Source organism: Nitrospira sp. NS4 (genome assembly GCF_049546785.1).
Taxonomy (GTDB): Bacteria; Nitrospirota; Nitrospiria; order Nitrospirales; family Nitrospiraceae; genus Nitrospira_D.
Genome location: NZ_JBMWAN010000002.1, coordinates 518,626 through 532,227, shown reverse-complemented (window position 1 = coordinate 532,227; position 13,602 = coordinate 518,626). Strand labels below are relative to the sequence as shown.

The 13,602-nt window shown below is 62.8% G+C and carries 13 protein-coding genes; 5 read left to right on the top strand and 8 right to left on the bottom strand.

Annotated elements, in window-relative coordinates; genetic code table 11:
• Nucleotide 1: 1 nt before the first annotated feature.
• From kdpC to ACO9S2_RS07105, 4 genes are all read left to right on the top strand, one after another.
• Nucleotides 2-574: a potassium-transporting ATPase subunit KdpC gene (gene kdpC, locus ACO9S2_RS07120; RefSeq protein ID WP_423721259.1), complete on the top strand. Its 573-nt coding sequence runs from the start codon at nt 2-4 to the stop codon at nt 572-574.
• Between the two features lie 159 nt (nt 575-733).
• On the top strand, nt 734-3,442 hold the full coding sequence (locus tag ACO9S2_RS07115; RefSeq protein WP_423721258.1) for a DUF4118 domain-containing protein: 2,709 nt from the start codon (nt 734-736) through the stop codon (nt 3,440-3,442).
• Between the two features lie 36 nt (nt 3,443-3,478).
• Complete coding sequence (locus ACO9S2_RS07110; RefSeq protein ID WP_423721257.1) at nt 3,479-4,171, top strand: response regulator; 693 nt, start codon at nt 3,479-3,481, stop codon at nt 4,169-4,171.
• Nucleotides 4,172-4,297: 126 nt separating this feature from the next.
• The gene (locus ACO9S2_RS07105; protein WP_423721256.1) at nt 4,298-5,572 is read left to right on the top strand and encodes an outer membrane beta-barrel protein; all 1,275 of its coding nucleotides are present in this window, start codon (nt 4,298-4,300) and stop codon (nt 5,570-5,572) included.
• Here the strand turns inward: ACO9S2_RS07105 and ACO9S2_RS07100 are convergent.
• The 3 genes from ACO9S2_RS07100 to ACO9S2_RS07090 are packed head-to-tail and all read right to left on the bottom strand — an operon-like array spanning nt 5,564 to nt 7,693.
• Complete coding sequence (locus ACO9S2_RS07100) at nt 5,564-6,295, bottom strand: hypothetical protein (protein ID WP_423721255.1); 732 nt, start codon at nt 6,293-6,295, stop codon at nt 5,564-5,566. The two genes, ACO9S2_RS07105 and ACO9S2_RS07100, sit on opposite strands and share 9 nt — an antisense overlap.
• A gap of 7 nt (nt 6,296-6,302) precedes the next feature.
• Nucleotides 6,303-7,217 carry an NAD(P)-dependent oxidoreductase gene (locus tag ACO9S2_RS07095; protein WP_423721254.1) on the bottom strand — a complete coding sequence of 305 codons (915 nt, stop codon included), beginning with the start codon at nt 7,215-7,217 and terminating at the stop codon, nt 6,303-6,305.
• Between the two features lie 5 nt (nt 7,218-7,222).
• On the bottom strand, nt 7,223-7,693 hold the full coding sequence (locus ACO9S2_RS07090; RefSeq protein WP_423721253.1) for a hypothetical protein: 471 nt from the start codon (nt 7,691-7,693) through the stop codon (nt 7,223-7,225).
• Nucleotides 7,694-7,801: 108 nt separating this feature from the next.
• Between ACO9S2_RS07090 and ACO9S2_RS07085 the strand changes: the two genes are divergently transcribed.
• Nucleotides 7,802-9,169, top strand: coding sequence for a M20/M25/M40 family metallo-hydrolase (locus tag ACO9S2_RS07085; protein WP_423721252.1), 1,368 nt, complete (start codon nt 7,802-7,804; stop codon nt 9,167-9,169).
• 68 nt (nt 9,170-9,237) lie between these two features.
• Here ACO9S2_RS07085 and ACO9S2_RS07080 read toward each other — a convergent pair whose 3' ends face one another.
• The 5 genes from ACO9S2_RS07080 to ACO9S2_RS07060 form a co-directional block, all read right to left on the bottom strand.
• On the bottom strand, nt 9,238-10,953 hold the full coding sequence (locus tag ACO9S2_RS07080) for a tetratricopeptide repeat protein (protein WP_423721251.1): 1,716 nt from the start codon (nt 10,951-10,953) through the stop codon (nt 9,238-9,240).
• Between the two features lie 105 nt (nt 10,954-11,058).
• Nucleotides 11,059-11,442, bottom strand: coding sequence for a c-type cytochrome (locus ACO9S2_RS07075; RefSeq protein WP_423721250.1), 384 nt, complete (start codon nt 11,440-11,442; stop codon nt 11,059-11,061).
• Between the two features lie 86 nt (nt 11,443-11,528).
• Nucleotides 11,529-11,828: an anti-sigma factor family protein gene (locus ACO9S2_RS07070; protein WP_423721249.1), complete on the bottom strand. Its 300-nt coding sequence runs from the start codon at nt 11,826-11,828 to the stop codon at nt 11,529-11,531.
• A gap of 2 nt (nt 11,829-11,830) precedes the next feature.
• Nucleotides 11,831-12,472, bottom strand: a complete 642-nt coding sequence (locus ACO9S2_RS07065) for an RNA polymerase sigma factor (RefSeq protein ID WP_423721248.1) — start codon at nt 12,470-12,472, stop codon at nt 11,831-11,833.
• A gap of 87 nt (nt 12,473-12,559) precedes the next feature.
• On the bottom strand, nt 12,560-13,546 hold the full coding sequence (locus tag ACO9S2_RS07060; protein WP_423721247.1) for a hypothetical protein: 987 nt from the start codon (nt 13,544-13,546) through the stop codon (nt 12,560-12,562).
• Nucleotides 13,547-13,602: the final 56 nt, after the last annotated feature.

Sequence of the window (13,602 nt, the reverse complement as noted above, 5' to 3'; positions counted from 1 at the left end):
CATGAGAGACCACATAAGACCTGCGCTGACGATGTTACTGATCCTGACGATCCTCACCGGATTGGTCTATCCGCTCACGGTCACCGGGCTGGCTCACCTGTTCTTTCCCGATCAAGCGAACGGCAGCCTGATCGTCCGCGACGGAATGGTCGTGGGCTCCAGGTTGATCGGACAGTATTTCGACAAGCCGGAGTATTTCTGGGGCCGCCCGTCGGCGTCCTCGCCCTTTCCCTATCGCGCCGCTGCGTCGGGCGGATCGAACCTCGGGCCTACGAACCCGGCATTCATCGCGGCGGTGCAAGCCAGAGTGGACGCCTTGCGGGCGGCTCATCCGGGCAACGAGATGCCGATCCCGGTGGACCTTGTCACCGCTTCCGGCAGCGGGCTAGATCCTCACATGAGCCCGGCTGCGGCTCTGTACCAAGTGAAGCGAGTAGCCGGGGCGCGAGGCCTGGATGAGAGCACCGTGGGAGCGCTGGTGGCCCGGCACACCGAAGGCCGCCAGTTCGGATTGTTGGGGGAGCCACGAGTCAATGTCTTCCAGCTGAATGTTGCACTGGATGAAGGGCGCTAGTCACCGATCGTGATCGCCCGGCAGTCATGATTCAGGAACGGTGCCGACAGCCTGTTGAACTCCGACGGCCGCTTGTCTCGTTGACGCCCTTCCCGCCCTTCCCTAGAATTCAGGCGTCATTTGAGCGAGCAACCGCGACGCCGAGAGAGGATCTGACCCTTGAACCAGAAACGACCGGATCCCGACGCGCTCCTCAAGCGTGTGCAGGCGGAGGAAGCCCGGCAGGCGGAGGGCAAACTGAAAGTCTTCCTCGGCGCCAACCCCGGCGTCGGCAAGACGTACGCCATGCTGGAGGCGGCGCACGAGCAGCGGCGCGACGGCGTGGACGTCGTCATCGGCGTGGTGGAGACCCACGGACGAGCGGAAACCGAAGCCTTGGTGAGCGGACTGGACGTGCTGGCCCGCCGCACCGTGGACTATCGGGGAACCCTGCTCCAGGAATTCGATCTCGACGCGGCCCTGGCTCGCCGTCCCGCCCTCATCCTCATCGACGAACTGGCACACACCAACGCCCCGGGCCTGCGCCACGCCAAGCGGTGGCAGGACGTTCAGGAATTGCTGAAGGCAGGCATCCATGTCTATACCACGGTGAACGTGCAGCACCTGGAAAGCTTGAACGACGTGGTGGCCCAAATTACCGGCGTGCGGGTTCGCGAGACGGTACCGGATTCTATGCTCGAACGGGCAGATGATGTGGAGCTGATCGACCTTCCGCCCGACGATCTTCTGCAGCGGCTCAAAGACGGGAAAGTCTATGTTCCCGAGCAGATTCAGCACGCCATCCAGAACTTTTTCTCCAAAGGCAATCTCATTGCGTTGCGCGAACTGGCGCTACGCCGCACGGCAGAGCGGGTGGACCAGCAGATGGAAGTCTACCGCCGCGATCACGCGGTGGTGCGGACCTGGCCGGCCGCGGAAACCGTCATGGTGTGCGTCAACACGAAACCGCGCGGCCCCCGCCTCGTGAGGGCCGCGCGCCAGATGGCGGCAGACCTGCATGCCAAATGGATTGCGGTCTACGTGCAGATTCCCCGGCACCTCCGCTTGCCGCAGGCGGAACGGGATCGATTGGGGCAGACCCTGCGGTTGGCCGAGCAGCTGGGAGCCGAAGCGGTCACGTTGATCGGCGAGAACGTGGCCCAGGAACTCTTGAGTTATGCGCGCAGCCGCAACGTGACGAAGATCATCGTCGGGAAGCCGGTCAGGTCCCGGTGGAAGGAATGGATCTTCGGATCCGTCGTGTCGGAGCTCATCCAGCAAAGCGGGGAGATCGACATCTATGTCATTACGGGCGAGGCCGGCGAGGGACAGCCGCTCGTCCGCCGGAGTCTCCGGAGAACCAGCGACGTCTCAGGGTATGCCCATGCGACCCTCGGGGTGTTGTGCGCGAGCGGGGTCGCCTGGCTGATGTTCCCGTACTTCTCGGCGGCGAACTTGATCATGATGTATCTCATCGCGGTGATCGTCATCGCGATTCGCCTCGGGCGCGGGCCGTCGGTGCTCGCATCGGTCCTCAGCGTGGCGTTCTTCGACTTTTTCTTCGTCCCGCCCTACTACTCCTTCGCTGTCTCCGACCTTCAATACCTGTTGACGTTCGGGGTGATGCTGGTCGTGGCCTTGGTCATCAGTAATCTCGCCGTGCGTCTCCACCAGCAAGCCGAACTGGCCCGCTATCGGGAACGGCGTACCGGCGTGCTGTACACGATGAGCCGCGATCTCGCCACGCACCGGGGAACCGGGATGCTGACCCAGCTCGCGGCGAAGCATCTTCGAGACGTGTTCGATGCCCAGGTCGCGATCTTTCTGGCGGATCTCGACAAACGGGTGCAAGTCCAACGCAGTGAAGGGCTGCATTTTGAATTCGATCCCAAGGAGTCGGGTGTGGCCCAATGGGTATTCGACCACAACGAGCGCGCCGGGCTTGGAACCGATACGCTTCCGGGAACCAGCGCCCTCTATATGCCCCTGGCCGGTTCCGCCGGGGCGATCGGGGTGGTGGCGCTACGGCCGACCGACTCCAGCCGGCTCTTGGACCCCGATCAGCTGCATCTGCTCGAATCTCTCCTGAACCAGGTGGCGTTGGCGATCGAACGGACGCGTCTGTCCGAAGAAGCGGAGAAGGCTCACGTGCGGGTAGAAACGGAGCGCATGCGGAATGCCATCCTGAGTTCCGTCTCCCATGACCTGCGCACCCCGCTGGCGGCCATCACCGGCGCCGCCAGTAGCTTAATGGTAGAACAGGGCGAACTGGATTCCGCCGCCCGGCGCGAGCTCTCTCGATCTATTTTCCGGGAGGCCGACCGCCTGGACCGCTTGCTCAAGAATCTGCTCGACATGATGCGCATCGAGGCCGGGGCCGTCCAACTCAACAAGGAATGGCACCCTGTGGATGAGGTGGTGGGAGCGGCCCTGGCCAGATTGGAGGGCCGGTTGCGCGAGCATACCGTCAATACGGCGTTTCCTGCCGATCTGCCGCTGTTGCTGGTCGACGGGGTGCTTCTGGAACAGGTGGTGATTAATCTCGTGGAGAACGCCGTGAAGTACGCGCCGCCGGGAACCCCTATCGATCTATCCGCGTCGGCCGGCGATCGCGAAGTGATCGTCGAAATCGGAGATCGAGGGCCGGGGATCCCGTTCGGTGATGAGGCGCGCATCTTCGACAAGTTCTATCGCGCCAAGCCTGCACGAGAGGGAGGGGTCGGGCTGGGGCTGACGATTTGTCGCGGCATCGTGGAGGCGCATGGCGGCCGTATCTGGGCGGAGCATCGCTCAGGGGGCGGTGCTCTCTTTCGGTTTGCGATCCCCTTGCCGGATCAGCAGCCTCCAGTGGAAACAGAGCAGAGCGAGGCCCGGCAAGCAGAGTCCTGATCAATCGAAGCGCGGCAATCGAGGTCGCAGGGCCCTATGTCACAGGAAGCCACGATACTTTTAATTGAAGACGAGCCGGAAATCCGGCGTTTCCTCCGGACAACACTGCCCGCACACGGATTTCGGCTCTATGAGGCTGCGACGGGGCGGGAGGGCCTGACCGAAGCCAAGGCCAGAAACCCCGACCTGATCCTGTTGGACCTCGGTCTGCCGGATCTTGAGGGGAGCGAGGTCATTCGCCGGGTGCGGGAATGGACCGCTACGCCGATCATCGTGCTGTCGGCCCGCGATCAGGAACAGGTCAAGGTGGCCGCGCTCGACCTCGGTGCCGACGACTACGTGACCAAACCGTTCGGGGTCCATGAGCTGCTCGCACGGATGCGAGCGGCGCTTCGCCACGCCTCTCAATCTGCCGATGTCTCCGAGCCGGTGTTTACGCTCGGCGATCTTACGGTGGATCTCGGACGGCGGCAGGTGCACGTCTCAGGGAAGGAAATTCATTTCACGCCGATCGAATACAAGCTGCTGACCACGCTGATCCGCCACGCGGGAAAAGTATTGACCCATCGGCAGTTACTGAAAGAGGTCTGGGGTCCGCTTCATGTGGAGGAAGGCCACTATCTACGGGTCTACATGCGGCAGTTGAGAAATAAACTGGAGAGAAACCCGGCCCATCCCCGTTATCTGGTGACGGAGTTGGGAGTCGGCTATCGGCTCCGGACGGAATGACCAACGGCCATTATCTTGTACGATTTCTTTACATCGACGCACTCCGTTGTGATCCCGTCTTGATGAGGCACGGGATGATAGTTGGCGGCGAAGGGGCGTGAATCTTGTGCGAACGTGAGAAGACGGATGGAGCGCGTTGTGGGAGAAAAAGAGTTTCTTGACCCTGCCAGGAAGAACGGTGTGGGCCGTTCAAGTCACTGGGTGATTCGTGTGTGCGGGCTCACGATCGGATTCGCATTGGTCGTCCCGGTCTATGCCGTCGAGTCTCAGAGTTCTGGCCAGGTATCGGACGAACCGGTCAAACCGTTGTCGGCTCCAGCCGGTGCGCCTGAGACAGCTACAAGTGACTGGCATTACGGCGCCTACTTCGATCTCAGCTACGTCGTGAATTTCAACTTCCCCGAGAATCATCTCTGGCGGAGCCGGGCCACAGCTTCCCGTCACAACGAATTGGCGCCGAACATGGGCTATGTGTACGTGCGCAAAGATGCCGGCGAGACCTCACGATGGGGGATGGAATTCGGTCTGCAGGGAGGTTACGACTCGAAAGACTTTGCCTATCTCCAGGGAGAGCCGAAGGTCGACGGGGCTGATACCTGGCGGCATCTGCACCGGGCGAATGTCTCGTACCTCGCTCCCGTGGGGAACGGCCTGACGGTGACAGCCGGCCTGTTCAACAGTTTGATCGGGTATGAATCGCTCTACGCGAAAGACAATAACAACTACACACGCTCCTGGATTGCCGACTACACGCCCTACATGATGTTCGGCGTCAATGCGAAGTATCCGGTGAACGAACGGCTCACCGTCGCGGCGTTCGTGATCAACGGCTATTTTCATCTGTCCCGTCCGAACGACCAGCCGTCCTATGGAGGCCAGTGGGCTTACAAGATCACCCCGCGTCTCACGGCCACCCAGACAATCTATTGGGGGCCCGATCAGAACAAGACCTCTCTGGAATTCTGGCGCCTCTATGGCAACCACATTTTGGAATGGAAAGGCGACGACCTGACTCTCGCGGCGTCGTATGACATCGGCACGGAGAGCATTGCCGATCAACCAGGCAGTCCGCGCACCTTCGCCATGGGAGGCAACCTGGTGGCGAAGTGGCACGTGTCCGGTCCCTGGAGCCTGGCTGTGCGGCCGGAATTCTACTGGGACCGCAACGGACGATGGACGGGACAGGAGCAGTTTGTGAAGGCGATTACGTCAACCGTGGAATACAAGTTCCCCTACCGTTGGACCACTACGATGGTACGGCTGGAGTACCGGTACGACGAGTCGACGGGAGTCGGAGGAGGGTTCTTCAAGGGTGGCGAGGTCAGCCCCGGGATAAGCGGATTAGCGTCGACGCAGCAGCTCCTGTTATTGGGGATTCTCTGGTCGTTTGACTCACCGTAAACTCTTGCCGGTATGTGCGGCGAGACCAACCAGGTCGTCAAGACGCTCCCCGAAATTCCGGAGTGCCGCGGCCTTGGCCTCGGTCAGGACCTCTTGATCCTCAAGCGAGGTGGCGGGTCCGGCCTTCGTTGCCGTGCCTTCCGCTCCTTCTGTGCCATAGCCGACGCCGGACCGCACATCCCACAGGCTGCCTTCGATCAGGAACAGCGCCTCGCTGACCGTCCCCGGCGCCAGATAGGCGCCGATGATCGTCGGATACAAGGCGGCATACCCGTTGTTGTAGCGATCCACGGAACCGACTCCGGTCACGATCATGAGCACGTCCGCACCGTAGCGCGCGGCGGCTTTCCGGAGTTCCGTCAGGGAGGCATGCTGCACGGACGAGTCGGCAATGACGATGCTTTCGCGCAGGATCTGTTGGTCTTGCAAGGGAACGAGCGAGCGAAGCAGCGCCTCCTTATCCCGGCTCAGCCATTCGACCCGCTGAATGGCACGTCGGGTCGGAAACTCCCGGCGCGCGAAAAAGATACCCAGGCGGAAGGGGACGGCCAATGCCGGTCCGGGCCGCTCTGTGACGCCCGGCGCCGTTTGCTGCTGCGACAGGTTCACCGTCTGGCGCAGCACTTCGCGCATGTCCGCCCGGTCGAACCCTTTGCTGCCGGCGCAGGCCGACAACGTGACCAGTGCGAGAGGGAGGAGGAGGAAGGATCGAGGTCGAGTCATGGCATCCTCACGTGCTGGAGTCCGTCATGCCGGACAGGTCTTCCAGGGCCAACAACAGGGCATGAGTCCCGCTGCGTCCGTGGCCGAGCGCCTCCACCCGCTGATACAGGCCATGGACCAGCGTCAATCCGGGGAGCGTCAGGCCCATGCGCGCGGTTTCTTCCAGTGCGATGCCCATGTCTTTCACAAAATGCTCGACGAAGAATCCGGGGTCGAAATTGCGCTGGAGCATGCGCGGAGCGAGATGATCCAGGGTCCAGCAGGCTGCCGCGCCGCCCCTGATCGATTCGAGCATCTGATGCAGGTCGAGCCCGGCCCTATATCCGTAGAGCAGACTCTCGCAGACACCCGCCATGGTGCCGGCGATGACGATCTGATTGCAGAGTTTCGTGTGCTGGCCGGCGCCCGCCGGTCCTTGATAGACGATCTTTCTGCCCAGGCATGCGAGGAGCGGCCGCACGACCTCAACCGTGCGGCGATCTCCGCCGACCATGATCGAGAGGGTCGCGTGTTTCGCGCCGACATCGCCGCCGGAGACCGGCGCATCGATGGCCGACAGCCCTTTCGCCGACGCGGCTGCGGCGATCTCGCGGCTCAGCGAGGGCTCGGTCGTCGTCATATCGATCAGGATCGAGCCCGGCCTGGCTCCGGCAAGGATGCCGTCAGGCGCAAGATAGACGTCGCGCACGTCACGGGGAAATCCGACCATTGTGACGACGATGTCGGCGCGGTCGGCGGCGGCGCGAAGCGATTCGGCCCATGCGGCGCCCTGACCGAGCAAGGGTTGGGCCTTGGCCGGCGTGCGGGTGTGGACGGAGACGCGATAGCCGGCCTTCAAGACGTGTCCGCACATGGCGGCGCCCATCACTCCGGTGCCGATCCAGGCGACCGTCGTCTGTGATGGATGTACCGGTGCCGGCATGTTCGTCATTCGATAACCGGGAGAATGCGGGTGGCCACGGCTTGCACCAGGCCTTCTTCCTCGGTCACGACCTTGAGTCCCTGAAAGCTCAGGTAGTAGCCGCCATGGCTGGGCGCTTGAATCGTGGCGCTCACTTCCACACGCTGGCCGTCCTCGATTTCAGGGTCGCGCACCAGCGGCCTCCCGCAGATGCCGAGCACGGCCACGGACATGACGCCCGTATCGTCTTCGAGTTTAAAGAGGTAGGCGCCGTAGCACACATTCTCGTTCGGGAGTTTATAGGGATCGAGCGGCTGCACATCGCGCGCGACGCCCTGCATGGTCACCTGCCGCAAATGAAAGATGCGCGGCTCTTCCAGGATAGCCTGAATCGGAACCGGCTCCTCGGCCCACGCTGGCAAGGGTGGAGCGATGACGGCCGTGCAGAGCAGAAGCCCAGAGATGAATCCGAATGCCGGTATCAATGCGTGCGCCATCACGGGCGTATTCTACCATTGTTCGGAGCATGATCGCGCGCCCGCCTTCTTTCGCTTCCGGCGTCTCGTCGTTATAATCCCTCTGCATGAGACCGGAGGCAGACGACTATGACGAATGACGAACAGCTCAAACAGTATGTAAATGACAGCCGGGCGAGCTTCGAAGACCTGCTGGGTCAGCTGGTGGAAGTGCCGTCGATCAGCATGGATCCGGCGCGGGCGGGCGAGATGCCGCGCGCCGCGACGCTCGCGGTGCAATACTTGAAGAGTGTTGGCGCGGAGGCGCAGGTCGTCGAAACCGGCGGCTATCCGATCATCTCCGGAGGGTGGACGACGGGCGCCGATCATCCGACGGTGACCATCTACAATCATCTCGACGTGCAGCCGGCGCAGGAGCCGGAATGGAAAGAAGCGCCCTTCGCCTTCCGCAAGGAAGACGGCATCTATCATGGCCGGGGCGCGACGGACGACAAGGGACCGGCGCTGGCGGCGTTGCTCGGCGCGCGCTTTGCGATCGAGCAGGGAGTGCCGATCAACATTCGCTTTCTGTGGGAACTCGAAGAAGAGATCGGCAGTCCGCATTTTGCGGCCGGGCTCAACAATCGCGCGGCGATTCCCCGGCCCGACTCGGTCGTCGTGTCGGATACGATCTGGCTTGCCAAAGGCAGGCCCGCCATGCCCTACGGCTTGCGCGGATTGCTCGGCGCGCGGCTCACGCTCAAAACCGGCACGAAGGACGCCCATTCCGGCGTCACCGGCGGCGCCGCGCGCAATCCCCTGGCGGAACTCATGGAAGTCGCGCAGACCTGCGTGGATGCCAGGACGGGGAAGGTGAAGATTCCCGGATTCTACGACGATGTGGTGGAGCCGACGAAAGCGGAGATCAAGAGCTTCCTCAAGTCGGGCTTTCAGGTCGCCCGGTTCAAGCAGGCCTACGGGTTTCGGACGCTGCGCACGCAGGACCCCGCCGAGATCATGCGCCGCATCTGGGCCGCGCCGACCTTTGAGGTGCACGGCCTCACCGGCGGCTATCACGGCCCCGGCGTCAAGACCGTCGTGCCGGGCCAGGGCGAGCTCAAAGTGAGCATGCGGCTGGTGCCGAACCAGACTCCCGAAAAGGCGTTCGCGCTGCTCAGGAAACATGTCGCCAAGGTGAATCCCGATGTGAAGGTGGAACGGGAAGGGATGCTCCAGCCGTTCAAGGGGCTGTTCGAGGGACCCTACGTCGAAGCGGTGAAGCGGGCGGCGAAGGCGGGATTCGGAAAAGAACCGGCTTTCATTCGCGAAGGCGGGTCGATCGGCGCCGTGGTGACCATGCAGAAAGCCTGGAAGGTGCCGATCCTCTTTCTGGGCCTCAGTCTCCCCGAGCATGGCTACCATGCGCCGAACGAATACTTCGACTGGGGCCAGGCTTCCAGCGGGATGAAAGCCTTCGCGCATTATTTCGACGAGCTGGCGAAGATGGGGAAGAGGTAGAGCAGCCTGGTGGTCCTCCTGCTCGCGGGGCCTGCATGCTTCGGCCCTTTTGACGGTTCCTGCCGGGACTAGCCCTTCTTTTCTTCCGCCGTGGCCAGGACCGGTTGGAACATCGGATCGGCGTCGAGCACGGCCTTCAGCAGTTCCGAATGGAGGAAGTACCGCCAGATTTCGTCGGTCTTGCCGGGCACCTCGTCGAACCACCGCTTCGCTTCCGTCACATGGTGGAGCAGCTTGGCCTTGTCCCCGTAGTCCGGCATGAAGATCATGCTGTAGGCCATGGTGTATTCGGCGAGAAATTTATCGAGCGGCAGATCGGCGACCGCCAACGATGCGTCGGCGTCGGCATAGGCGCGGTTGATTTCCGGATCGTGGAGGATCCGGTTCCACGCCGATTTATGCAGGCGGGACCAGGCCAGTTGCAGCAGGGCTTCGGCCTTGGCCGACCGGCGGCTGTCGGGAATTTCTTTGACCAGGGCTTCATGGGTCTCGATGGCGGCCTGCTGGTCGTTGTTCCAGCGATAGGCGACGCCCAGGCGGAACCGGTTGTCGAGCTGCTCCGGCCGGACCTTGGCGAGGGCTTCAGCCGCCGGCAGGAGACGGAAGAGAAAATCGGCCGGGGTCGGTTGCGAGAACCCTCCCATTTCCATCCCGTTCGACAGATCGGTTCTGGTCGATTGCGCATAGATGTTCCAGTAGAACTCGCTGACGACCAGCGACAGGGCCGGATCCTTGACGATGAGATCGTGGCCCTTGCCGCCTTCTCGCAGGAGGACCGCATAGAGGTTGCGCGTCAGGACGGTCAGCGCGTCCACCTGGTTCGGGTCGATGATCAGGATGCGGTTGAGGAGCGCCACCCGATCGCGCAATTCGGGAAACGTGGCGGCGCGTGCGGCGGCGGCCGTTAATGTGCCCGGCTGGTCCTCGGGTCCCCACCATACCATTGACTCGGGGAGGACGCGGCTGATCTCGGTGGTAAAGGGAATTTTCTCGGGCTGCATGCCCGGTACCGCCGGCGGCGTCACAACCGGGAGATTGAGCACGGCGGCATCGCCGGGGAAACCGTGTTTCTTCAGCCCGGTGAACACCACCCACTGCGTCGCGACCGACTTCAGAGATTTTCGCGCGCGCTTGATCGTATTGGTCCACTTGACCGTGCCGGACGCATAGGTCACCGGCGAGGCGAGCGGATCCTGATACGTCACGGTCAAGGTGACGAGCGTGGTCGGTACGGCGAGCACCTTTCCGTTCGCGCTCAGGCGGAACGAACCGGAGGGCAGGGACCGGCTCCCGGTCACGGCGACATGCAGGCCGCTTCCCGGAGGTGACACGCCCAGCTCATTCATGACAAACGCCGAGGCCGGCATGCGCGGCAGCTCGTCGCCGAAGAACACCAGCGGGCCGGCACTCGGCCAGAGCACGGCCATGCCGATATCGTCCCGCTTCAATGCGGGGGCATGGGCGGTTTTCAATTCCTGCCAGCAGGCCTCGTACGACGGATCGTCGGCCGGGGGATAGGACTTCAGCCCAGACGGCGCGGCGGACACGAGACGAAACTGGCAGGCAAAGTCCACCTGCCCGGCCTTTGTCCGGTCTCCTTTGGCGACGGCTTCGGCATACAGGCGGGCGGTTTCCGTGGCCGGACTTTTCGGCGGGCTCGCCGGTTTCTGCTTGTGTCCCGGAGCCGCGAGCGCCTGGCCGGCGCCAACCCATCCCGAGAGGGGGAGCGCGACCAGCATGAGCAGGATGAAGGAATATAGGCCCGTAAAAGTACGACGAATCATAGTCATCACCTGTCCCCTGGCAAGAGTCAAAGAGGTCTAAAAGCCGGTACTGTAGCATGGGCTTTGACGAATCCGAAAGGGGCCAGAGGCGTGGGGTCCCCGTCGTTACGGCGCGGGGGGAGGCGGGGTCAAAGGGCGAGTGAAGCGGATGAGTGAGCGGACATATTGCAGGACGGCCCGCTGGTCTTCCTCGGACAGGTGATCCTTCCAGGCCGGCATGGCCGTGTGCGGGCGGCCGTTCGCGATGATCTTGAGCAGGTCCTTGTCGGACTTGGCGGAGGTCGCGGCCGAGACGAGGTTGCCGGGTCTGGGGGATAAGAACGGCGCCTTCATCCCGTCGCCCCGCCCTTCGGCTCCGTGACATTCAAGGCAGCGTTGTTCATAGATGCTGCGTCCCCGGTCCAGGCCCGGCTCAGAGGGGCCTGTTGTGGCCATGGCCGAGGAGATTGCGAATAGGGCCGACAGTGCGAATAGGATGATGCCATTCACGACAACGTGTCTCTCCGGTCATGCGGCGATACGCGAGACGATCCTGTCCCATGGGAGTCCTGAATCCTGAAAAGGATTCGGAGCGGCTACCGGGCGCGGGCGGCCTTGAGAATCTGGTCTCGCATGCGGGCCCGTTCTGTCGCGGAGAGGGACGGGGTCGGCTGATGCCGGCAGAGCGTGACCGTCTGTCTGAGCGAGGCGACGAATTCTTCGCAATTGGGACAGCCGCCGAGGTGCTTGCGCAGCTCGGCGCACAGGGTGCCCGGCAGTTCATCATCGATGTAGGCGGACAGCTTCCGCAAGACGGCCACACAGCGTGCTTTGCCGTGACGATGGGGCCGGGCCGGTTCCTGTCGAGCCGATTGAGCAGTCGCGCGTTTAACCATGGTTATGCTCCTCTGTGCGTCAACCGGTGACCGTTATGGGTCTCTTCGGGCTCCGCGATGCCGCGCGCGCTGAGTTCCCGCCGGACGAACAAGCGGGCTCGATGGAGGCGGGATTTCACCGCGCGCTCATTGAGGCCGACGACGCTGCCGACTTCTTTCGCGCTGAGCCCTTCCATGTCCCGCAGGATCAGCACCATCCGGTATTTCTTGGGCAGCTTGGCAATGGCCTGATCGAGAGCCTGCCGGAGCTGCTTGTTTTGCAGCGCCTCTTCCGGGCTGAGGCCCTCAACCGGAATCTGAAGACGAAATTCTCCGTCCGAAGTCGGGATGAACTCCTCCAGCGAGAGTTCATGGTCCGGCTCCCCTTTGCGCTTGCGCCGCATCCGCATGCAGGCGCGGGACGCAATCGTATAGAGCCAGGTCGAGACCTGGGCGTCTCCGCGAAACGCCTTGTAGCCCCGGTACGCGTTGAGGAAGGTTTCCTGGACCAGATCTTTCGCCGCTTCGGATTCCCCGCACAGCCGCGTGGCGAAGCGGTACATGAGGTCGACATGATCGCGATAGAGCGTGTCGAAGCTGGCCGTCGTGCGCGACAGATCGGCGGAGGATCGATCCGGACCGGTTTTGGTGGCGGTGATGGCCATGGTGTTCAATGGAGTCTACGGAGGGAATGAAAACGCTGTCAAGGAAGGCCGGCCGAAAGGCCGCCGCCGGCCTGTATCAACAGCCTGCTAATTGAGCCGGTGAAATCCGACGACGGCCCCCTCTGCGTCAAGCTCGACGGTAATGGGCGCGCCTTCCTTCGCGCTGGCCAGCACGGATTTCCCTTGGTCCGCGGGGAACGTCTGTTCTCCTTCGGGGGTCCAGAGTTTCACACCGGTCCGGTCCGGCGTCGCAAATTCGAGGGGGCCGGTGACAAAGCGATGGGTCGGGGGTGCGGCCCGGGAGGGCCCCAAATCGGCGACGACATGCTGTTGATGGATATGGAGCGTCATGGTCTGCCCCACTTTGGCGTTCTTGATGCCGATCTTCGCATTCACGTTGATCACGCCGACGGGGGTTCTGAAAAAAATGAAGTTGGATTTGAGCTTGGACACCGTGCCGCTCAACAACAGATGGGTCTGGGAGCTGCCGGCCGGAATCTGCCCCACCTGCAGGTCGAACAGCAGATCGTGCAGGCCGATGACCGTGCCCGTGTCGTCCACTTCCACGGTCACGGGATCACCCTGACGCAGGGCAGCGAGACGCGCGTCATGGGTTCCGTAGTGAAACGACTGGTCGCCTTCCGGGGTCCAGCGCGGCAATTTCCTGTCCTCTCCCGTTGTGAAGGGGCCGCTAAGGTAGCGGTGGACCAGTGAGCCGTCAGCCCGCTTGCGGATGTCGATGGCCATGCTGGAGCCGTGCACCCAAAACGAGACCTCTTGAGAGCCGCGCAGATCTTTCAGCGTCGTCTTCGAGCTGAGCGTCATCAGGCCGACGGGCGTTTTCAAAAACACGATGCCCGGCTTCGTTCGCCACACCGATCCCTTCAGCGTAATGGAGGGGTTGATCTCGTCGGAATTCGCGGGAGACTGACCGGAGGCCTGTTCCGTGGCTGGTTCTGCGGAGGAGGCGGGCGCCTCTTCCGCAAACGCGGGGGCGGATGTACTCAGGGCCGTGGTGCCCGTCGAGCAGGCCACGATCAACAGAAGGCGCAGACCGATGTGTGCTGGCATCATAGTGGAGTCAACCTGTTCGTGCTTCGGTTCCGGGAGCTATCGAGTTCCCTGCGGGA

Bases quoted from the DNA above. Each gene is read 5' to 3' on its own strand.
- kdpC (WP_423721259.1), top strand. From the start codon at position 2: ATGAGAGACCACATAAGACCTGCGCTGACGATGTTACTGATCCTGACG.
- ACO9S2_RS07110 (WP_423721257.1), top strand. From the start codon at position 3,479: ATGTCACAGGAAGCCACGATACTTTTAATTGAAGACGAGCCGGAAATC.
- ACO9S2_RS07105 (WP_423721256.1), top strand. From the start codon at position 4,298: ATGGAGCGCGTTGTGGGAGAAAAAGAGTTTCTTGACCCTGCCAGGAAG.
- ACO9S2_RS07100 (WP_423721255.1), bottom strand. From the start codon at position 6,295: ATGACTCGACCTCGATCCTTCCTCCTCCTCCCTCTCGCACTGGTCACG.
- ACO9S2_RS07095 (WP_423721254.1), bottom strand. From the start codon at position 7,217: ATGCCGGCACCGGTACATCCATCACAGACGACGGTCGCCTGGATCGGC.
- ACO9S2_RS07090 (WP_423721253.1), bottom strand. From the start codon at position 7,693: ATGGCGCACGCATTGATACCGGCATTCGGATTCATCTCTGGGCTTCTG.
- ACO9S2_RS07085 (WP_423721252.1), top strand. From the start codon at position 7,802: ATGACGAATGACGAACAGCTCAAACAGTATGTAAATGACAGCCGGGCG.
- ACO9S2_RS07080 (WP_423721251.1), bottom strand. From the start codon at position 10,953: ATGATTCGTCGTACTTTTACGGGCCTATATTCCTTCATCCTGCTCATG.
- ACO9S2_RS07070 (WP_423721249.1), bottom strand. From the start codon at position 11,828: ATGGTTAAACGCGCGACTGCTCAATCGGCTCGACAGGAACCGGCCCGG.
- ACO9S2_RS07065 (WP_423721248.1), bottom strand. From the start codon at position 12,472: ATGGCCATCACCGCCACCAAAACCGGTCCGGATCGATCCTCCGCCGAT.
- ACO9S2_RS07060 (WP_423721247.1), bottom strand. From the start codon at position 13,546: ATGATGCCAGCACACATCGGTCTGCGCCTTCTGTTGATCGTGGCCTGC.